The 20,665-nt window shown below is 69.6% G+C and carries 18 protein-coding genes; 7 read left to right on the top strand and 11 right to left on the bottom strand.

All coding sequences use genetic code 11. The features are described 5' to 3' along the window. Positions 1-115: 115 nt before the first annotated feature. The 5 genes from CK240_RS01350 to CK240_RS01330 all read left to right on the top strand — a co-directional run bounded on the left by CK240_RS01350 (position 116) and on the right by CK240_RS01330 (position 5,501). Complete coding sequence (locus tag CK240_RS01350) at positions 116-1,234, top strand: NADH:flavin oxidoreductase/NADH oxidase (RefSeq protein ID WP_095638529.1); 1,119 nt, start codon at positions 116-118, stop codon at positions 1,232-1,234. A gap of 282 nt (positions 1,235-1,516) precedes the next feature. Beyond that, the gene (locus CK240_RS01345) at positions 1,517-2,563 is read left to right on the top strand and encodes a methionine ABC transporter ATP-binding protein (protein ID WP_095638528.1); all 1,047 of its coding nucleotides are present in this window, start codon (positions 1,517-1,519) and stop codon (positions 2,561-2,563) included. Continuing rightward, a complete protein-coding gene (locus tag CK240_RS01340) occupies positions 2,553-3,227 on the top strand; it encodes a methionine ABC transporter permease (RefSeq protein WP_095638527.1) in 675 nt (224 codons plus the stop codon). The genes CK240_RS01345 and CK240_RS01340 overlap by 11 nt, the downstream gene beginning before the upstream one ends. A 16-nt stretch (positions 3,228-3,243) precedes the next feature. Then, positions 3,244-4,014 (top strand): MetQ/NlpA family ABC transporter substrate-binding protein, encoded by a 771-nt coding sequence (locus CK240_RS01335; RefSeq protein ID WP_095638526.1) that lies wholly within the window; start codon positions 3,244-3,246, stop codon positions 4,012-4,014. Between the two features lie 209 nt (positions 4,015-4,223). Further along, complete coding sequence (locus tag CK240_RS01330) at positions 4,224-5,501, top strand: solute carrier family 23 protein (protein WP_095638525.1); 1,278 nt, start codon at positions 4,224-4,226, stop codon at positions 5,499-5,501. A gap of 19 nt (positions 5,502-5,520) precedes the next feature. On the opposite strand, the gene CK240_RS01325 is transcribed toward CK240_RS01330, so the two are convergent. The 7 genes from CK240_RS01325 to CK240_RS01295 all read right to left on the bottom strand — a co-directional run bounded on the left by CK240_RS01325 (position 5,521) and on the right by CK240_RS01295 (position 11,189). Further along, a complete protein-coding gene (locus tag CK240_RS01325) occupies positions 5,521-6,000 on the bottom strand; it encodes a pyridoxamine 5'-phosphate oxidase family protein (RefSeq protein ID WP_095638786.1) in 480 nt (159 codons plus the stop codon). Continuing rightward, entirely contained in the window at positions 6,000-6,365 is a 366-nt protein-coding gene (locus CK240_RS01320) for a DUF4440 domain-containing protein (RefSeq protein ID WP_095638524.1), read from the bottom strand. The genes CK240_RS01325 and CK240_RS01320 overlap by 1 nt, the downstream gene beginning before the upstream one ends. Positions 6,366-6,504: 139 nt before the next feature. Further along, positions 6,505-8,031 (bottom strand): aldehyde dehydrogenase, encoded by a 1,527-nt coding sequence (gene adh / locus CK240_RS01315; protein WP_095638523.1) that lies wholly within the window; start codon positions 8,029-8,031, stop codon positions 6,505-6,507. A 76-nt stretch (positions 8,032-8,107) separates the two neighbouring features. Continuing rightward, on the bottom strand, positions 8,108-9,109 hold the full coding sequence (locus CK240_RS01310) for a GAF domain-containing protein (protein WP_095638522.1): 1,002 nt from the start codon (positions 9,107-9,109) through the stop codon (positions 8,108-8,110). A gap of 66 nt (positions 9,110-9,175) precedes the next feature. Beyond that, a complete protein-coding gene (locus tag CK240_RS01305) occupies positions 9,176-9,973 on the bottom strand; it encodes a metal ABC transporter permease (protein WP_095638521.1) in 798 nt (265 codons plus the stop codon). Continuing rightward, a complete protein-coding gene (locus CK240_RS01300) occupies positions 9,973-10,737 on the bottom strand; it encodes an ATP-binding cassette domain-containing protein (protein WP_095638520.1) in 765 nt (254 codons plus the stop codon). Before CK240_RS01300 ends, CK240_RS01305 begins: the two co-directional genes overlap by 1 nt. After that, on the bottom strand, positions 10,734-11,189 hold the full coding sequence (locus CK240_RS01295; RefSeq protein ID WP_240517236.1) for a Fur family transcriptional regulator: 456 nt from the start codon (positions 11,187-11,189) through the stop codon (positions 10,734-10,736). Before CK240_RS01295 ends, CK240_RS01300 begins: the two co-directional genes overlap by 4 nt. A gap of 76 nt (positions 11,190-11,265) precedes the next feature. Between CK240_RS01295 and CK240_RS01290 the strand changes: the two genes are divergently transcribed. After that, positions 11,266-12,198, top strand: coding sequence for a zinc ABC transporter substrate-binding protein (locus CK240_RS01290; protein ID WP_095638518.1), 933 nt, complete (start codon positions 11,266-11,268; stop codon positions 12,196-12,198). Here CK240_RS01290 and ptsP read toward each other — a convergent pair. Beyond that, complete coding sequence (gene ptsP, locus CK240_RS01285; protein ID WP_095638517.1) at positions 12,195-14,432, bottom strand: phosphoenolpyruvate--protein phosphotransferase; 2,238 nt, start codon at positions 14,430-14,432, stop codon at positions 12,195-12,197. The two genes, CK240_RS01290 and ptsP, sit on opposite strands and share 4 nt — an antisense overlap. 54 nt (positions 14,433-14,486) lie before the next feature. Then, entirely contained in the window at positions 14,487-15,743 is a 1,257-nt protein-coding gene (locus CK240_RS01280; RefSeq protein ID WP_095638516.1) for an aspartate kinase, read from the bottom strand. Between the two features lie 428 nt (positions 15,744-16,171). Between CK240_RS01280 and CK240_RS19435 the strand changes: the two genes are divergently transcribed. Continuing rightward, complete coding sequence (locus tag CK240_RS19435; protein ID WP_135058769.1) at positions 16,172-18,898, top strand: Hint domain-containing protein; 2,727 nt, start codon at positions 16,172-16,174, stop codon at positions 18,896-18,898. Positions 18,899-18,961: 63 nt separating this feature from the next. Here CK240_RS19435 and CK240_RS01270 read toward each other — a convergent pair whose 3' ends face one another. Both CK240_RS01270 and CK240_RS01265 read right to left on the bottom strand, forming a co-directional pair. After that, positions 18,962-19,378 carry a DUF1178 family protein gene (locus tag CK240_RS01270; RefSeq protein ID WP_095638785.1) on the bottom strand — a complete coding sequence of 139 codons (417 nt, stop codon included), beginning with the start codon at positions 19,376-19,378 and terminating at the stop codon, positions 18,962-18,964. A 59-nt stretch (positions 19,379-19,437) separates the two neighbouring features. After that, positions 19,438-20,643 (bottom strand): 3-deoxy-D-manno-octulosonic acid transferase, encoded by a 1,206-nt coding sequence (locus CK240_RS01265; protein ID WP_095638514.1) that lies wholly within the window; start codon positions 20,641-20,643, stop codon positions 19,438-19,440. Positions 20,644-20,665: the final 22 nt, after the last annotated feature.

Below are 20,665 nucleotides of genomic sequence, written 5' to 3'. Positions count from 1 at the left end.
AACATAGGGCGAACTGTCCCGTGATCAACTGCCTCCATCGCAGCCCTGCCATGCGCTTGCACCCGGAACGATCCCGCCCCAACGCTGTTTCGGAGGCAAAGAAGAAAGGTGCCCCATGACATCCCGCCTGTTCAGCCCCCTGACCGTGGGCAAGCTCAAGCTGTCCAACCGCATCGTGATCGCGCCCATGTGCACCTATTCGGCGCAGGACGGCTGCATGACCGACTGGCACCTCATCCACCTGGGGCAGCTCGCCCTGTCCGGCGCGGGGCTGCTGACCATCGAGGCGACGGCTGTCGAGCCCGAGGGCCGCATCACCTATGGCGACGTGGGCCTGTGGTCCGACGAGACCGAGCAGGCCATGGCCCGCACGCTGGAAAGCATCCGCCGCTGGTCGGACATGCCCATCGCCATCCAGCTGGCCCATGCCGGCCGCAAGGCCTCGACCGACCTGCCCTGGAAGGGCGGCCGCCAGATCGCCCCGGATCACGCGAACGGCTGGCAGACCCTGTCGGCCAGCGCGGCCCCCTTTGCTGATGGCGAGAACCCGCCCACCGCGCTGGACCGCGCGGGGATCGAACGGGTCCGCACCGCCTTCGCGGATGCGGCACGGCGCGCCGGGCGGCTGGGAATCGAAGCCGTCCAGATCCACGCGGCCCACGGCTACCTGCTGCACCAGTTCCTGTCGCCCCTGTCGAACCGGCGCGAGGACGAATATGGCGGCAGCCTGGAAAACCGGATGCGCCTGACGCTGGAGGTCTTCGACGCGGTGCGCGAGGCCTTCCCGGCGGACCGCCCCGTTTCGGTGCGGGTCTCGGGCACGGACTGGGTCGAGGGAGGCTGGGACATCGGGCAGACCATCGCGCTGGCCCAGGCACTGGAGGCGCGGGGCTGCGACGTGATCCACATCTCCAGCGGCGGGCTGGACCCGCGCCAGCAGATCCCCGTGGGGCCCAGCTACCAGGTGCCGCTGGCCCGGGCGGTCAAGGGCGCGGTGAACATGCCGGTCGTCGCCGTCGGGCTGATCACCGACTACGACCAGGCCGAGGCCATCGTCGGCACGGGCGACGCCGACCTGATCGGGCTTGCCCGCACGATCCTTTACGATCCCCGCTGGCCCTGGCACGCGGCGGCCCACCTGGGGGCAAGCGTCCGGGCGCCCGACCAGTACCTGCGGTCGCAGCCGCGTCAGTACCGGTCGCTGTTCGATCTGGAAGGAAGCGCGGAAAGTTGACCCTGCCCCGCCTGCCCCGGCCGTCCGGGGCAGGATGACCTTCCATATCCGGCGCATGGCCGCGGCCTCGCGGAAAAACGTCCGCAGGAGCGGCTGCACGGGCGCCCTGCGGGGAACGATCTTCCGCGCCGTGCTGCAAACGAGGAAAGTCGCGGGCGTTTGCAGGCAGGGCGGGCACGGCGTTCCGCCCTGCCTTCGCGGCATGGCGAAGGGCGTCCTTTTCGCCCCTCGCCGTGCCTGCGGCCATTGAAGCCCGCGGTCAGTCCCGATACCTCACCGCCCATGAACAGCGCCCCGTCCCAAGCCGCCATCACCTTCCGCGAGGTCAGCAAGACCTGGCCCCAGCGCGGGGGTGCGGTCGCCGCGCTGGACCGCGTCAGCCTGGACGTGCAGGCGGGCGGGATCACCGGCGTCATCGGCCGCTCGGGCGCAGGCAAGTCCACGCTGCTGCGGCTGGTCAACGGGCTGGAACGCGCCTCGGCCGGCCGGGTCGAGGTGCTGGGCCGCGACGTGACGGCCGCCAGCGGGCGCGAGCTGCGGGCCCTGCGCCGCGACGTCGGCATGATCTTCCAGCACTTCAACCTGTTGGCCAACCGCACCGTGCGCGGCAACGTGGCCCTGCCGCTGGAAATCGCGGGCGTGGCGGGCCCCGAGACCGACCGCCGCGTCGGCCGCCTGATCGACCTCGTGGGCCTCGGCGCGCTGGCCGACCGCTATCCGGCGCAACTGTCGGGCGGGCAGAAGCAGCGCGTGGGCATCGCCCGCGCCCTGGCCACGGAACCCAAGGTGCTGCTGTCGGACGAGGCGACAAGCGCGCTCGACCCCGAGACGACACAGGCGGTGCTGGCGCTGCTGCGCGACATCAACCGGGAACTCGGGCTGACGATCCTGCTGATCACGCATGAAATGGCCGTGGTCCGGGACATCTGCCACCATGTCGCGGTGATGGAAGCCGGCCGCATCGTCGAGACGGGCGAGACCTACGACATCTTCGCCAACCCGCAGGACCCCGTGACCCGCAGCTTCCTGTCGGGCGTGACCGGGACCGTGCTGCCCGGATTCATCGCCCGCCGCATCACGCCCGACGGCACCGGCCCCGCGATCCTGCGCATCACCTTCGCCGGCGACAGCGCCACCCATCCCGTGCTGTCCCGCCTCGGCGCGGAACTCGGCATCGACGCCAGCATCCTCGGCGGCGCGATCGAGGAGATCGACGGCCGCCCCTTCGGCAACCTGACCGTTCAGATGCCGGCCGAGGCCCTGCCCCGCGCGCAGGCCTACCTGCACGCCCATGACCTGCGGACGGAGGTGCTGGGCCATGTCGGCTAACCTCATCCCCATCCTCTGGGAGGCGACGCTGCAGACGATCTACATGGTCGTCGTCTCGGGCCTGATCGGCACGGTTCTGGGCCTGCCGCTGGGCGTGTTCCTGGCGACCTCGAAGCGGGGCGAGCTTCTGTCCGCGCCCGCCGTCAACGCCGCGCTGGGACTGGTCGTGAACGCGCTGCGCTCCATTCCCTTCATCATCCTCGTGGTGGCGATCATCCCCTTCACCCGAATGATCGCGGGCACATCCATCGGCACCACGGCGGCCATCGTGCCGCTGACGCTGGCCGCCGCCCCCTTCATCGCCCGCATCGTGGAAACCGCCATCCGCGAGGTCGATGGCGGGCTGATCGAGGCCGCCCGCGCCATGGGCGCCACTCCCGGCCAGATCATTTCCAAGGTCCTGCTGCCCGAGGCGCTGCCGGGGATCGTGCTGGGCCTGACGCTCGCCATCGTCAGCCTGATCGGCTATTCCGCGATGGTGGGCGCCGTGGGGGGCGAGGGCCTGGGCGACCTCGGCATCCGCTACGGCTACCAGCGCTTCATGCCGGACGTGATGCTGGCCGTGGTCGTCATCCTGATCGTCCTGGTGCAGGCGGTGCAGTCCTTGGGCGAATGGATCGCCCGCCGGCTCGACCACCGCGCCGCCAAGGACCGTGGACTTTAACCCGAAGGAGCAACCCATGCTGCGACTGATCGCTGCCGCCTTGGCGCTGAGCGCCGGAATGGCCGCCGCCGAGGACATCAAGGTCGGCGTCACCCCCGGCGAGCACGCCGAGATCATGGAACAGATCGTTCCCCTGGCCGCGGCCAAGGGCCTGAACATCGACGTGATCGAGTTCTCGGACTATGTCGTGCCGAACACGGCGCTTGCCGACGGCGACCTGAACGCCAACAGCTTCCAGCACGTCCCCTATCTGGAAAACCAGATCAAGGACCGCGGCTTCGAGATCGTGGCCGTCGCCAAGACGATCACCACCCCGATGGGCGTTTATTCGAACAAGGTGAAGTCGCTGGACGAGCTGGCCGACGACGCGACCGTGGCCATTCCGAACGACCCGACCAACGGCGGCCGCGCGCTGCTGGTGCTGGCCGACGAGGGCGTCATCACCGTGAGCCCCGACGCGGGCCTGGTGCCGACGCCGCTGGACATCACCGAGAACCCCAAAAACTTCAAGTTCCGCGAGCTTGACGCGGCACAGCTTCCCCGGGCGCTGGAAGACGCCGACGCGGCGGTGATCAACACCAACTTTGCACTGGCCGCCGGGATCAGCCCGCGCGAGGATTCCATCGCCATGGAAAAGGCCGACAGCCCCTATGCGAACGTCATCGCGGTCCGCAAGGGCGACGAGGAGCAGCCCTGGCTGAAGACGCTGGTCGAGGTCTATCACTCGCCCGAGATCAAGAACTACATCGAGACGAAATACGAAGGCGCGGTCATCCCCGCCTGGTGATTGCCCCACGGCCCGCCACCCCGGCGGGCCGTCCGCTTTCGAAGCGGGCGTCCCTGCGATACCCCCTTCTCCTTCGGTCCGGTGGGCTTGCGCGGGCGCAAGGGCCGGTGCATGACGCCGCAGGCTTCCTGCCCCGGCCCCGCCGCGCTGGAAACAGGCGCGCAGGGACTCGGGAAGGAAGGGCGCTGCACCCAGGATGGACCCGAAGAATGAGCTACTTTCCCCGTTGGCCGGTGACGCGCAATGCGGTCGTCCTGCCGGATGAGCGACTGCCCTGGGGGACCGCGATCCCCATGGGGGTGCAGCACCTGGTGGCGATGTCCGGCTCGACCATCCTTGCGCCGCTGCTGATGGGCTTCGACCCGAACCTCGCGATCCTGTTTTCCGGCATCGGGACGCTGATCTTCTTCCTTTGCACCGGCGGCCGGGTGCCCAGCTACCTGGGCTCGTCCTTCGCCTTCATCGCGGTGGTGATCGCGGCCAGCGGATACGCGGGCAGCGGGCCCAACCCCAACATCGGCCCGGCCCTGGGCGGGATCATCGCGGCGGGCGCGGTTTATACGCTGATCGGCCTCACGGTGATGGCGACCGGCACCGCCTGGATCGAGCGCCTGATGCCCCCCGCCGTGACCGGCGCCATCGGCGCGGCCATCGGCCTGAACCTCGCCTCGGTGGGCGTGCAGGGCATCCAGGGGACCGGCGCGCATACGGGCGTCGCGCTGCTGACGCTGCTGTCGGTCGCCCTGTTTTCCACCTATGGGCGGCTCGCGCTGCGGCGCGTGTCGATCCTGCTGGGGATCGCCGTCGGCTACCTTGCCGTGCTGGTCCTGGGCAACGGCCTGGGACTGCTGCCCGCCATCGACTTCACGGAACTGGCGGCCGCGCCCTGGTTCGGCACGCCGACCTTCCACAGCCCCAGCTTCGAGGCCTCGGCCATGCTGCTGATCGCCCCCGTGGCGCTGATCCTGGTGGCCGAGAACCTGGGCCACATCAAGGCCATCGGCGGCATGACCGGGCAGAACATGGACCCCTATATCGGGCGCGGCTTCATCGGGGACGGCATCGCCACGATGGTGTCGGGCGCGGGCGGCGGCACGGGCGTCACGACCTATGTGGAAAACATGGGCGTCATGGCCGTGACCAAGGTGTTTTCCACGCTGGTCTTCGTCATCGCGGCCGTCATCGCCATCGCACTCGGCTTCTCGCCGAAGTTCGGGGCCCTGCTGCGCACCATCCCGGCGCCGGTGCTGGGCGGCCTGGGCGTTGCGGTCTTCGGCCTGATCGCGGCGGCGATGATCCGGCTGTGGGTGGACAACGAGGTCGATTTCTCGGACCCGCGGAACCTGTTCACGGTCGGCGTGACGCTGATCTTCGGGTCGGGGAACTTCTCGTTCTCGGTCGGTGGCTTCGCCATCGGCGGGATCGGCACGGCCACGCTGGCGGCGCTGATCCTGTACCAGCTGCTCGGGATCGGGCGGCGGGCCTGAACGGCCCGCCCCCTGCGCATCAAAGCGTCACGGTGGCCTTGTCGTCCTTGTAGTCCTGCTTGGGGTCTGCCCCCAGCAGCGACTTGATCCCGGCGACAAGGCTCGACCCGTCCAGCCAGATCTCGGCACGCTCCGCGTCGAAGCGCAGCAGCCGCAGTTTGGGGTCGTCCTTGCCGTCCTCGTACCAGGCGGCGACCTGCGGGTTCCACAGCCTGTCGATCATGGCACGGTCCTGCGACAGGCTGAGGCTGCCCTGGATCGAGGCGTAAAGCTCGCCCTTGTCCGCGAAGGTGGCGATGGCGCGGCGGCCCTGGGCCAGCGCCTCGACGATGTGGTTCTCGCTCGAGGTGAAGAACCACAAGGGCGAACGCTCCTCGTCGATCTGGACGATCATCGGGCGGGCAAAGCCGTCCTCGACCCCGTCCACGCCCAGCATCACCACCCGCTCGGCGGCGAGGGACTTCCAGAAGCGGGCCTCGATCTTGGCGTCGTCGGTCATCATGCGGTCTCCTGCTGGGGATCAAGGGCGATCTGGGTGTGCTGGACGACGGTCCAGTCGTCATGCGCGCGGCGGCGATAGACCGAGGTGCAGGCGGCGGCGAAGCGCGTGTCGCCCTTTGTCACGGCCACGCGGTAGGCGATGGCGATCAGACCCTCCTGCGGGCGGCGCACGTCCTGCTGCGAAAAGGAGACCTGCTCCCAGGCGGGGGTGTGGCTGACCGCCTCGACGGCGTCATTGCCGGTGAACAGCCAGGGCTCGCGGCTCAGCGCCATCACGCAGTCGGGATCGACCCGCTCATGATAGCGCTCCTCGCTGGCGCGCCACAGGCTTTCCTCGAACTTCCATACGCGTTCGTCGTCCATCGCCGTTTCTCCGGATGCACTGCTTCCAGACAACGGCGCCGGACGCCGGGCGTTCCGTGACGTTCCCGTCATGCCGCGCGCGTGACGAAAAGGCCCGCCGCATCGCTGCGGCGGGCCCCTTGGCTTGATCCTCGGCGCCTCAGAAGAAGCCGAGCTTCGAGGGCGAGTAGCTGACCAGCATGTTCTTGGTCTGCTGGTAGTGGTCCAGCATCATCTTGTGCGTCTCGCGGCCGATGCCCGACTGCTTGTAGCCGCCGAAGGCCGCGTGCGCCGGATAGGCGTGGTAGTTGTTCACCCACACGCGGCCCGCCTTGATGCCGCGGCCCATGCGGTAGCAGGTGTTCGCGTCGCGGCTCCACACGCCCGCGCCAAGGCCGTAAAGGGTGTCGTTCGCGATCTCCAGCGCCTCGGCCTCGGTCTTGAAGGTCGTGACCGACACCACGGGGCCGAAGATCTCCTCCTGGAAGACCCGCATCTTGTTGGAGCCGCGGAAGATCGTGGGCTTGATGTAGTAGCCCGAGGAGAGTTCCCCCCCGAGGTCCGCCACGTCGCCCCCGGTCAGCACCTCGGCGCCCTCGCCCCGGCCGATGTCGAAGTAGGACCGGATCTTGTCGTGCTGCTCTTTCGAGGCCTGCGCGCCGATCATGGTGTCGGTTGCGCGCGGGTCGCCCTGCTTGATCGCCTCGACGCGCTTCACGGCCTTTTCCATGAACCGTTCGTAGATCGATTCCTGCACCAGCGCGCGGGACGGGCAGGTGCAGACCTCGCCCTGGTTCAGCGCGAACATGGCGAAGCCTTCCAGCGCCTTGTCGAAGAAGTCGTCATCCTCGCGCGCGACATCGGCGAAGAAGACGTTGGGGGACTTGCCGCCCAGTTCCAGCGTCACCGGGATCAGGTTCTCGGCGGCGTATTGCATGATCAGCCGGCCGGTCGAGGTCTCGCCGGTGAAGGCGATCTTGGCGATCCGCTTGGACGAGGCCAGCGGCTTGCCCGCTTCCAGCCCGAAGCCGTTCACGACGTTCAGCACGCCCGGCGGCAGCAGGTCGGCGATCAGGTCCATCAGCACCATGATGCTGCCCGGCGTCTGCTCGGCGGGCTTCAGCACCACGCAGTTCCCGGCCGCCAGCGCGGGCGCCAGCTTCCACGAGGCCATGGTGATCGGGAAGTTCCACGGGATGATCTGGCCCACGACGCCCAGAGGCTCGTGGAAGTGATAGGCGACCGTGTTGTCGTCGATCTGCGACAGGCTGCCTTCCTGCGCGCGCAGCACGCCCGCGAAGTAGCGGAAGTGGTCGATCGACAGCGGGATGTCGGCGGCCATCGTCTCGCGGATGGGCTTGCCGTTGTCCCAGGTCTCGGCCGTGGCGAGCAGTTCGAGGTTCGCCTCCATCCGGTCGGCGATCCTCAGCAGGATCTGCGAGCGCTCCTGCGGGCTGGTGCGGCCCCAGGCGTCGGCGGCGGCATGGGCCGCGTCCAGCGCGAGGTTGATGTCGGTTTCGTCCGAGCGGGCGATCTCGCTCATCTTCGCGCCGGTGATGGGCGTCGTGTTGTCGAAGTAGCGGCCCGCATTCGGCGCGACCCACTTGCCGCCGATGAAGTTGTCATAGCGCGCCGCGAAGGGCATGGCGCTGACGCCCTTGAATTCATGCGTCTGGTCGTTGGGCATGGTGTCTCCTCCCCAGGAATGCCGCCCGGCTCCTCGTTCCCGGACGGCAGCATCGTGCGAATCCGTCCGGTTCCGGTCAACTCGCGTGACCGATATCGTCCCGCCGGACTGTCTCACTTCCGGGACGCGCGCCATGGGCGGGCGCAACCCCCAGCCGGCTCATCCGCCGGTAAAGCGTGGCGCGGCCCACGCCGAGGGCGCGGGCCGCAGCGGTGACGTTCCCGTCCGCGCGGGCCAGAGCCCGGATCACGGCGGCGCGTTCGGCATGGCCGAAGCCGCCCTCGCCCTCGGCCACCTCGGCCAGCAGGTCCGACAGCGGACAGGGCTTCAGCGCGCCGGTCTTCGGCAGGCCCAGCGCGCGGCGGGCCGCGCGGGTCGCGCCGATGGCGAGGTCGTCGCGGTCCACGGCGACCAGCGCCTCGACCCCGTCGCCCGCCACGACGATGCGCGCGCCGGGAAAGGCCGCGCGGAACCAGGCGGCCTCGATCGCGCGGGCGGACTGGCCGACCATGGCGGCGATCAGGGCGTTCATCCCCTCGGTCGCGTCGGCCCGCGCGCTGGACACGTCCAGCGCCGCGATGATCTGGCCCTCGGGGCCGTGGATCGGGGCGTCGATGCAGCTCATTCCCGTGTTGGCGGACAGGAAATGCTGGTCCCGATGGATAATGACCCCGCGCCCCTCCGCCAGGCAGGTGCCGACGCCGTTCGTGCCCTGCGCGGCCTCGGACCAGTCGGCGCCCGGTGCCAAGGCCCAGGCGTCGAAGGCAGGCGCGTCGGCCGCCGAGGCGCGGCGGTCCAGCAGGATGCCGTCCGCATCCGTCAGCAGCACCGCGCAGCCCGAGCCGCTGACGACGCGGTAAAGCTCGTCCACCGCCTGGGCCGCGACCGACAGGAACGGCCCCATCGCCTCGCGCCGGGCGGCGAGTTCCGCCGCCGTCAGCCGGCGCGCGCGGATGGGTTGGGCCGGGTCCAGCCCGTGCCGCAGGGCCGAACGCCGCCAGCTTGCCGTGAGCGGCGTCAGGTCATTGGACGCGTGGGTCCGCTCGATCACGCGGTCGGCGTGATGGCGTGTCTCCATGATTCGACCTCTCCCTGCCAGCAGTATAGGCAAAGGAAAGGACGCTGCGTCACGGAAAAAATCCGCTCAGGCGGGACGCCGCCGGATGGCCAGGCCCAGGGTCGTCACCGCCGCGAAGATCGCCACCGCCGCGCAGACGATGGTGGGGCCGGTGGGCGTGTCCAGCCGGAAGGCCGCGCCAAGGCCAAGCAGCCCCGCGGCCGAGCCGATCAGGGCGGTCGCCGCGACCATCGCCTCGGGCGAGCGCGCCAGCGGGCGGGCTGCGGCGGCGGGAATGATCAGCATGGCGCTGACCAGAAGCGCGCCCACGATGCGGATGCCCGCCGCGACGACCAGGGCCAGCGCGATGTTCAGCACCCATTGCTCGGCCCGGGGACGGATGCGGTCCGCGACCGCCATCTCGGGCGACAGGGTGGACAGCAGCAGCGCAGGCCAGCGCCAGGCGATCAGCGCCGCGACGGTCCCCGCCCCGCCCCAGATGAGGGCAAGGTCGGTGCCCGTGACCGACAGGATGTCTCCGAACAGATAAGCCGAAAGGTCGGTCCGCACCCCCTGCACGAAGCTGACCGCGACCATCCCGGCGGCCAGCGCCCCGTGCGACAGCACCCCCAGCATCGTGTCAACGGACTGCCGTCCGGCGAGCCCCGCCACGATTGCCGCCATGACCAGCGCCACCACGATCACCGCCGGAAACAGCGGCAGCGCAAGCGCCAGCGACAGCGCCACGCCCAGCAGCGCGGCATGGGCCGTGGCATCACCGTAATAGGCCATGCGGCGCCAGACAACGAAGCAGCCCAGAGGGGCGCAAGCCATGGCAAGGCCGATCGCGGCCAGCGCCGCGCGCAGCATGAAATCGTCAAGCATCAGGCCGTGTCCTCGTGGCCATGGCCCGCGCAGGGCTGGCCGTCGTCATGGCTGTGGGTGTGGCGATGGCGATACAGCGCAAGCGCGCCACCCGCGCCCCCGAACAGCCCGAGATAGGCGGGGGACAGCGAGACGCTTTCGGGCGTGCCTTCGCAGCAGATATGGCCGTTCAGGCAGATCACGTGGTCCGAGGCGCGCATCACCACCTGCAGGTCGTGGCTGACCATCAGGACGGCGCAGCCCGTGTCGCGGTTCACCTGCTCGATCCGTTCGTAGAAAGAGGCGACGCCGGGCTGGTCCAGTCCGGCCGTGCCCTCGTCGAGGATCAGCAGGTCGGGGTCGTTCAGCAGCGCGCGTGCCAGCAGGGCCCGCTGCATCTGCCCGCCCGACAGCGCCGAAAGCGGGCGCGCCTGCAGCCCCGCAAGCCCCGCCCGGTCCAGCGCGGCGGCGACCACGGCGGCATCGCGGCGGCGCGGCAGGTTCATGAAGCGCGCGACCGTCATGGGCATGGTCGGGTCGATGGCCAGCCGCTGCGGCACATAGCTGAGCCGCAACCCCGGCGCCCGCGCGATCCGCCCTGCGGTGGGGGCGACCGCGCCGATGATCGTGCGCATCAGCGTCGTCTTGCCCGACCCGTTCGGGCCCACGACCGTCACGATCTCGCCGCGCCGGATCGCCAGGTCGATGCCCGTCAGGATGGACTGGCCGCCCAGCGCGACCGAAACGCCCGCAAGCGTCACCAGCGGCTCGCCTTGCGGGGTCATGCGGCGCCCCGGCAGTCGGCGCAAAGCCCTTCGGCCTCGCGGACCGCGCTTTCGATGGCGAAGCCCGCGCCCTCGGCGGCCTGCTTGAGCTGGCCCCCCGCAGCATCGGCCGGCATCTCGATGACCCGGTGGCACTGCCGGCAGATCAGAAGGGCGGGCGCATGACCGGGCGTGCCCTCGGTGCAGGCGACAAAGGCATTCAGGGTCTCGACCCGGTGGACGAAACCCGCGCGCCGCAGGAAGTCCAGCGCGCGATAGACGACCGGGGGCTGGCTGCCCAGGCCTTCGTCGCGCAGCCTGTTCAGGATCTCGTAGGCGCCCAGGGCGCGGTGGCCTTCCAGCAGGATCTGCAGCACCCGGCGGCGGACCGGGGTCATCTGCAATCCGTCCTCGGCGCAGGTCGCATCGACATGGGCCATGGCCCGGGCGATGCAGTGGGCGTGGTCATGCATGGCCGCCCCTCTCATTATTGACGCTTGATACGTTATACTATAACGAACCCGCTTGATCCAGAGCGGAGCCGAAAAAATGTTGCGATCCCTTCTTGCCATTGCCCTGGCTTCTGTCGCCCTGCCCGCCTGGGCCGCGCCGCCGCGCGTCGTGACCGACATCGCGGCCGTGCACTCGCTGGTGTCCCGCGTGATGGAGGGCGTCGCCGAGCCCGAGCTGCTGATCCCGGCCGGCGCCTCGCCGCATTTCTACGCGCTGAAGCCCTCGGACGCCCGCAAGCTGCGGGACGCGCAGATCGTCATCAAGATCGGGCCGCAACTGTCGCCCTGGATGGACCGGCCGCTGACCTCGCTGGCGCGGGGGGCCAAGCGGCTGCGGCTGATGGAACTGCCGGGGACGATCACTCTGGCCGCCCGCACCGGCGCGACATTCGAGCCGCACATGGACCACGGCGACCACCACCCCGACGGCGAGGAGGGCGGGCATGACCACGCCCATGAGGCGGTCGATCCCCATGCCTGGCTGGACCCCGAGAACGGCAAGGTCTGGCTGCCGGTCATCGCCGACGCGCTGTCCGAACTGGACCCCGAGCACGCGGCCGAATACCGGGCCAACGCCCGCACCGGCGCGGCCGAGATCGACAAGGCGATGGCGGACACGCGCGCCACGCTGGCCTCGGTGCAGGACCTGAATTTCATTGTCTTCCACGACGCCTACCAGTATTTCGAGCACCGCTTCGGCCTGAGGGCCGCCGGGGCCATCGCGCTCAGCGACGCCTCGCCGCCGGGCCCCGCCCGCATTGCCGAACTGCGCGAGCGGGTGGCGGCGCTGAAGGTCACCTGCGCCCTGACCGAGCCGCAGTTCGACCTCGACCTGGTCCAGACGGTCTTCGAAGGTCACGACCTGAAGACGGCGGTGGTCGATCCGGCGGGCTCGGGCATTCCGCTGGGACCGGACATGTATCCCGATCTGATCCGGTCGGTCGGCACTGCGCTTGCGTCCTGCAACTAGCCTTCGGCCAGGAAGCGGGTCACGGCGGGGCGCAGGTTCGTCGCCCCGCTTTCGCGCTTGTCGTCGATCAGCGCGCGCAGGGCACGCAGGTCCGTGCGCCGCAGCAGCGCCTTGACCGGCCCGATCGAGGCCGGCCGCATCGACAGGGTCGTCAGCCCCAGCGCCGCCATGACCGCCGCCTCGACCGGCCGGCCCGCGTCCTCGCCGCAGAAGCTGAGCGGGACACCCAGCGCGGCGCAACGCCTCACGATCATCTCGACCAGGTTCAGGAAGGGCACCGACAGCGTGTCATAGCGCTTGCGGACCCGCTCGTTTTCCCGGTCGGCGGCAAAGAAGAACTGCTTGAGGTCGTTGCCTCCGATCGAGATGAAGTCGCATTCGCGGAAGAAGGCGTCGGGCGCGAAGGCCAGCGAGGGCGTTTCCAGCATGGCGCCGATCCGCACGCTGGTGGGCGGGGCATGCCCCAGAGCGGCCTCGCGTTCCAGTTGCGCCAGCAGCATGGCGCGGCTTTCGTGATATTCGTCGCAATCGGCGATGAAGGGGAACATGACGTGCAGGTCGCGCCCTTCGGCCGCGCGGATCAGCGCCTGCAGCTGCATCTGCAGGACGCCGCGCTTTTCCAGCCCGACGCGGATCGCGCGCCAGCCCATCGCCGGGTTCGGCTCGTCGATGCGCTTCATGTAGGGCAGGACCTTGTCCGAGCCGATGTCCAGCGTGCGGAAGATCACCGGCTTGCCGCGCGCGTTGTCCATGACGCGGCGATAAAGCGCGGCCAGCTCGCTGCGCCGCGGCACGCGCGTGCGGATCAGGAACTGCAGTTCCGTGCGGAACAGCCCCACCCCTTCGGCCCCCGAGCCTTCGAGGCTGGGCAGGTCGGCCATCAGCCCCGCGTTCATCAGCAGGCTGACGGTGGTGCCGCAGGTGGCGGTCGCAGGCAGGTCGCGCAGGCCCGCATAGCGCTTCTGCGCCTCGGCGTGCATGGCGATCTTGTCGCGGAAGGCGGCGGCGACGGTGTCCTCGGGGCGCAGGTGGACGACGCCCGTGTCGCCATCGACTAGGATCGGGTCGCCGTTCAGCGCCTCGTCCGTGATGCGCGCGGCATGGATCACCAGCGGAATGGCCAGCGATCGGGCCACGATCGCGGCATGGCTGCCGACCGAACCTTCTTCCAGTACGACGCCGCGAAGCCCGCGCCCGTATTCCAGCAGCTCGGCCGGGCCGATGTTGCGGGCGACCAGGATCGGGTTCGCGGGCATGACGATGCCGGTGTCCTGCCCCTGCCCCGTCAGGATGCGCAGCAGGCGGTTCGACAGGTCGTCCAGGTCGTGCAGCCGGTCGCGCAGATAGGGGTCGGCCGTGCTTTCCAGCTTGGCGCGGGCGTGGGATTGTTCCTTTTCCACCGCCGCCTCGGCAGACAGGCCCAAGTCGATGTCCTCTTCCATCCGGCGCAGCCAGCTGCGCGAGCGGGTGAACATCCGATAGGCTTCCAGCACGCCCTCGCCGTCGCCGCCGGCCAGATCGGCGGCGTTGACCATCTGGTCCACGGTCTGGCGCAGCATGGCTACGGCCTCGACCAGGCGGGCGCGTTCCTTTTCCGGGTCGTCGGCCACGGGGTTGGTGATGACGACGCGCGGCTCGTGCAGCCAGACCTGGCCCTCGGCCGCCCCCTCCTGTCCCGTCACGCCGCGGAAGGCGACCGGCAGGCGATGGGCCGACTTCTGCGCGTCGCTGCCCAGGAAGGCCCCCAGCTCGGCCATCTCGGCCAGCACCATCGCCACGACCTCGAGCCCGTAGATCTCGTCTTCGGAATACTGGCGCGCGTCGCGGGACTGGACGACGAGAACACCCAGCTTTTCCCCGACCCGCTGGATCGGCACGCCCAGGAACGAGGGGAAGACCTCCTCGCCCGTCTCGGGCATGTAGCGGAAGCCGGGCTCGGCCGGGGCATTGGCGGTGTTGATCGCGCGGCCGGTGCGGGCCACGCGGCCGACCAGCCCCTCGCCCAGCCGCAACCGGGTCTGGTGCACGGCCTGCCGGCGCAGCCCCTCGGTCGCGCAGAGTTCGAGGGTTTCGGGATCGCGGAACAGGTAGATGGAGCAGACCTGCGTCCCCATCGAGTCCGCGATGTGATGGGTGATGCTGTCCAGCCGCGCCTGCCCGTCCCCCGGAGCGGCCAGCGTGTCACGCAGCCGCTTCAGCAGCTTCCGCGATTCGCTGTCCGTCCGCTCGGGCATGGGTAGCGCGTTCCTTTCCGCGATCACGAGCGTGCCGTGACCGACGCGCGTCAATCAGGCCTTTTCCAGCTCGAAGGCATCATGCAGCGCCTGCACGGCCAGTTCCATATACTTGCGGTCGATCAGAACCGAAATCTTGATCTCGCTGGTTGAGATGACCTTGATGTTGACGTTCTCGTCGGCAAGTGCCCGGAACATGCGCGCGGCGACGCCCGCGTGCGACCGCATCCCGATTCCCACGACCGAGACCTTGGCCACGTCCGTGTCCACCGCCAGCTCGTCATAGGCGATCTTGCCCGCGGCGCGCGCGTCCTCCATCGCGCGGCGGGCGCGTTCCACCTGGTTCACGGGGCACGAGAAGGTCATGTCCGTGACCGCGCCCGGATGATCCTCGTAATCGCGTTCCGAGATGTTCTGGACGATCATGTCCACGTTCACGCCCGCATCCGCCAGCGGCTGGAAGATGGCGGCCGAGATGCCGGGCCGGTCCTCGACCGTGACCAGCGTGATCTTGGCCTCGTCGCGCGAGTAGGCGACGCCGGAGACAACCTTGGATTCCATGATCTCATCCTCAGCACAGACCAGCGTGCCGCTGGTTTCGTCGGTGTCCTCGAAGGACGACAGCACCCGCAGGCGCACGTTGAAGCGCATCGCCAGCTCGACCGAGCGCGTCTGAAGCACCTTGGCGCCCAGCGAGGCGAGTTCCAGCATCTCCTCGAAGGCGATCTTGTCGAGCTTGCGCGCCTTGTCGCTGATGCGCGGATCGGTCGTGTAGACCCCGTCCACGTCGGTGTAGATGTCGCAGCGCTCTGCCGCGAAGGCGGCGGCGAAGGCGACGGCGGTGGTGTCCGACCCGCCCCGCCCCAGCGTGGTGATCCGCCCGTCCGGGCCGATCCCCTGGAAGCCCGCGACGACGGCGACCTTCATGCCTTCGGCGAACTTCTGGTCGATGTTGGCGCGCGGGATCGACACGAAGCGCGCCGAGCCATGCTGGTCGGTGGTGTTGATCGGCACCTGCCAGCCCTGCCAACTGCGCGCGGGCACGCCCATCTCCTGCAGGCGCAGCGCCATCAGCCCGGCGGTGACATTCTCGCCCGAGGCGACCACGGCATCGTATTCGCGCGCGTCATACAGGCGCGAGGTGCCCTCGACCCAGCCCACCAGTTCGTTGGTCTTGCCCGACATGGCGCTGACGATGACGATGACGTCATAGCCCCGCTCGACCTCGCGCTGCACCTTTCGGGCGGCATTCGCGATGCGGTCGAGGTCGGCCACCGAGGTGCCGCCGAATTTCATCACCAGAAGCGGCATCTATGACAGCCCCCCAGCCAGCAGGATCGAACGGCAGGCTCTTAGGGCGGCGTCCGGGCAAGGGCAAGGGCGGCCGTGGCGCAACCTGCCGCAAGGTTTCCGGCTGCAGCAGGCCGTACAACTTTGCAGGGAACCCATTTCTTGTTAAACATCTTTAACGGGTTTGCAGCCCGACGATTCGGCCGTCCCGGCGGCTAGCAGTCTGTATGTTGTTGTGTCCCGCGGAGCGTCCGACGCCCTGCACCGTTCGCGTTCCTGCTCGTCGCCTGCAGCCAGAATGCGGACGGAATGCGGCGACATGTACCCTGCCTTCGAGACGCTGACCCCTTGTTCGCGCCGGCACCCCGCCCCGGCATGCGCGCGGGTTTGCGGGATGCGGCCCAAGCATCGCCATCCGCGAGATTATTTCAGAATGGAGTAAGACCCATATGGCGACTGTGACCTATGCCGGACTTTACCTGGGCAAACTGGCCGACATGGACCCGATCGAAGGGACCGTTACCACCGGCACCAACCCCAGTAACGCTGCGGAAAACGCCTTTTCAGTATTGAATGGCAGGACATTCGGGGCCTCAGGCGAGCCCTTGTATGCGCAAAGCACGCGGATCACGCTGAACGACACCAACAATGACAACGGGATTCCGTTCAACCAGACGGCCGGATCTACCGAAACGATCTCCTATCGGATTGGAGACCAGCAGTTCAGCTACCAACCGGACACGGCTGTCGTTGTCCAAGGTGCCTCGTTCACGCAACTGCTTCCGGGCGGCACGATCCGGACGATCACCGGACCTGCACGAATCCTGCAGGACGTGAACGGCAATGCCTTCATCATGCCGCCGATGAGCGATACGACCACGGATACTCAGGTTCTCGAGTATCCTATCATTAGCGTCACCCTGCCGACGACCTCCAGCAGCTATTCCTCGAACTTCTCGCAAGTGTCCACCGTCCGTCAGGCGCTGCGCGCCTTTCAGGACGGCTACGTGGACGGCACCGACGGCAACGACCTCATCGATGCGAGCTACACAGGTGACGTCGATGGCGACAGGGTCGACAACAACGACGCCATGCTCCCCGGCGCCACCGGCAACCAGGACTTCATCCGGGCCGGCATCGGCAATGACACCGTCTGGGCAGGGGCCGGGGCGGACTCGATCCGCGGGGGCGACGGCAACGACCTGCTGTATGGCTACACCAGCGCCACGGTGGATGACGGCTCGAACGACTCGCTGGACGGCGGTGCAGGCGACGACTCGCTTTACGGTGGCAACGGCGACGACCTTCTGATCGGCGGCACTGGCGCGGACCTTCTGGACGGCGGCAACGGCGGCGACACGATCTACGGCGACGACACGCTGGGCACCGACACGCTGGGCGGCGCGGACCTGATCAACGCGGGGGCCGGGAACGACTCGGTTGTCGCGGGCGTCGGCAATGACACCGTGACCGGGGGACTGGGCGCCGACACGATCCAGGGAGGCGAAGGCAGCGACACGGTCTATGGTGACGACACCTTGGGCACCGACACGCTCGGCGGTGCGGACAGCATCGATGCGGGGGTCGGAGGCGACTCGGTCGTGGCGGGCTTCGGCAACGACACCGTCACCGGCGGCCTGGGGGCCGACACCGTCCAGGGCGGCGCGGGCGACGACCGGATCTTCGGCGATGACACCTTGGGCACCGACACGCTGGGCGGTGCGGACAGCATCGACGCGGGCATCGGGAACGACTCGGTCGTGGCGGGCTTCGGCAACGACACTGTCACCGGGGGACTGGGTGCCGACACCGTCCAGGGCGGCGCGGGCGACGACCGGATCTTCGGCGATGACACCTTGGGCACCGACACGCTGGGCGGTGCGGACCGCATCGACGCGGGCATCGGGAACGACTCGGTCGTGTCGGGCGCAGGCAACGACACCGTGACCGGGGGACTGGGTGCCGACACCGTCCAGGGCGGTGCGGGCGCGGACCTGATCTACGGCGACGACAGCCTCGGCACGGACAGCCAGGGCGGTGCGGACCTGCTCTCGGGCGGCGAGGGCGGCGACACGATCCTCGGCGGCTTCGGCAACGACACCATCTCGGGCGACGCGGGGGACGACTCGCTGAGCGGAGGCGACGGCAACGACTCGCTGCTCGGGGGGCTCGGTGCGGACACGCTGCTGGGCGGCAACGGGGACGATGTCGTGAACGGCGGCGACGGCAGCGATTCCCTGTTCGGGGGCGCGGGCCGCGACACCTTTGTCGCGGGCAGCGGTGACGGGATCGAGGATTTCAACACCGGCGCCGACGCGCAGAATCGCGACTTCATCGATCTTTCGGGCTACTACAACGCCGCCAACCTGGCGCTGTGGAACCAGGCCAACCCGGGGCGGCAGTTCAACAATCCGCTGGCCTGGCTGCGGGCCGACCAGGCCGACGGGCGGCTGAACATGCTGGACGGGCAGAATGGCCTGACAACCACGCTGGACCTGGCGATCCGGCTTGACGGCACGGCTGTCCTGGGGGCGGCGCTGGACGCCACCAACACCAACGTCCTCTGCTTCGGGGCGGACGCGCTGATCGACACCGACAGCGGGCCGGTTCCGGCCGAGGACCTGAAGGCGGGCGACCTGGTGCGCACCCGCGACGCAGGCCTGCAGCCCGTCCGCTGGGTGGGCCGCCGCGTCCTGACCCAAGCCGAGTTCGAGGCCGCGCCGAACCTGCGCCCCATCCGCATCCGCGCGGGTGCGCTGGGGGCGGGCACGCCTTCGGCCGACCTGATCGTGTCGCCCCAGCACCGGGTGCTGGTCCGCTCGAGGATCGCGCAGAAGATGTTCGGCACGGACGAGGTGCTGGTCGCCGCCAAGCAGCTGCTGCTGGTGGAGGGCATCGACATCGCGCAGGACCTGGACGGCGTGACCTATGTCCACCTCCTGTTCGACGACCATCAGGTGGTCTGGTCGAACGGCGCGGAAACCGAGTCCCTGCATCCCGGCCGGAACGCGCTGGACATGGCGGGCGAGGCTGCGCGCGAGGAAATCCTGGCGCTGTTCCCGGAACTGCGGGACGGCAGCTTCGCGCGCCCGTCGGCCCGCGTGATGGCTTCGGGGCGGATGGGGCGCAAGCTGGCGATGCGCCACGCCCAGAACCGCAGGCCGCTGGTGGCCTGACCCACGGCCCTGCCCATGACAGCAGAAAGACCGGCACTGCCGGTCTTTTTCATTTGGAAAGCGTCAGCTCAGCTTGCGGGGGGCGCGGAACGGCAAGGGGGCGACGGGAATGCCGTCCTCGATCAGCTGGCGGGCTTCGTCGGGGCGGGCCTCGCCGTGGATGGACCGCTCGGGGATCTTGCCTTCGTGCATCGCGCGCGCGGTGGTCGCAAAGCTTTCGCCCACATAGTCCGAGTTCTCCTCGACATGCCGGCGCAGTTCGCGCATCGCCTGCTCCAGCGCCGAAGCGGGGTTGTCGAGGGGGCGCGCGCTTTCGTCCCGCGGGATGGCGGGGGCCATGGGGGCCTTGGCGACCTCGGTGCTGCCGCAGATGGAGCAGCTTACCTGCCCTTCGGCGCTCAGCGTGTCGAAGCCTGCGGCCGAGCGGAACCAGCTGTCAAAGTCGTGCCCCTTGTCGCAGCGCAATGCGTAACGGATCATGCGGATCATCCCTTCAGCGGGCTGGATATAGGCATTGTCCCGGCAGGACGAAAGGCGGCTCACGCGGGCGTGGCCAGGGCCAGCAGGCGCGCGACCAGCGGGGCGGGATCGGGGGCGGCGCGGTCCAGCGCCGCGCGTGCCGCCTGCCCCATCGCCCGGCGCGCAGACGGATCGGCCAGGATCGCGCCCAGGGTCTCGGCCAGCGTGCCGGCATCGACCGGCCGGGACGCGCCATCGGCGTCGAGCGCGGCGTAGTCGGCGCGGAAATTCGCCACATGCGGCCCGTGCAGCAGCGCGCAGCGCCAGGCGGCGGGCTCCCACGGGGTATGCCCGCCCCGGTCCGCCAGGGAGCCACCGGTGAGGCAGACGCCCGCCGCCGCATAGGCCCCGGCCAGGACGCCCAGGCGGTCGATCAGCAGGACGGGCGGCACGCCTGCCTCGGCAAGGGGGCGATCCCCCAGCCGCGTGACCTGAAAGCCCTGCGCGGCGATCAGGCGCGCCACCTCGTCGGCGCGCCGCGGATGGCGGGGCGCAAGGATCAGCCGCAGGCCCGGAAAGCGCGCCCGCAGCGCGGCATGGGCGGCAAGGACCGGCTCCTCCTCGCCCTCATGGGTCGAGGCGGCGAGCCACACGCCGTCGCGCGCCGTCGAATCCTCGGGGGGACGGACCGCGGCCGGCCCGAGCAGCTTGAGGTTCAGTCTCGGCGCAAGGGCGCTTTCGGGCAGACCCAGGGCGAGCAGATGCGCCTCGGTCCCGTCGTCCTGCGCGGACAGCAGGTCGAGCCCGGCCAGCACCGGGCCGATCAGCCCCCGCGCCCTGCTCCAGCGGCGGGCCGAGCGCGCCGACATCCGCGCCCCGATCACCGCCTGGGCGATGCCCCGGCGGCGTGCCTGCGCCGCGCGGTTGGGCCAGATCTCGTTCTCGACCGTCACCATCAGCGCGGGCCGCGCGGCGTCGAGAAAGCGCCCCAGCGCCCCCGGCACGTCCAGGGGGGCAAGCCGCGCGGGCAGGCCCCAGCCCTGCGCCACGGCGCGGCCGGTTTCCGTGTTCGCCGTCACCAGCAGCGGGCGGTTCGCGGCCAGCGCCTCGATCACCGGACGGGCCGAGTTCAGCTCTCCGACGCTTGCCCCGTGGACCCAGATGCCGCCCGGAATGGCCGGTGGCGGGTCGTCCAGCACCAGCCTCTGCCGCAGCGCCGCGCCCGCCAGCGGGGCCGCCGCGCGCAGGGCCGCGTCGGCAAGCGTGGTGGCGGCACGGTAGATCATCGGGAACCCCTCACGGCTCGGG

The organism is Paracoccus salipaludis (genome assembly GCF_002287065.1).
In the GTDB taxonomy this organism is placed as follows: Bacteria; Pseudomonadota; Alphaproteobacteria; order Rhodobacterales; family Rhodobacteraceae; genus Paracoccus; species Paracoccus salipaludis.
The sequence above is the reverse complement of the archived record's forward strand: the minus strand, read 5'-3'. Positions and strand labels throughout refer to the sequence as shown.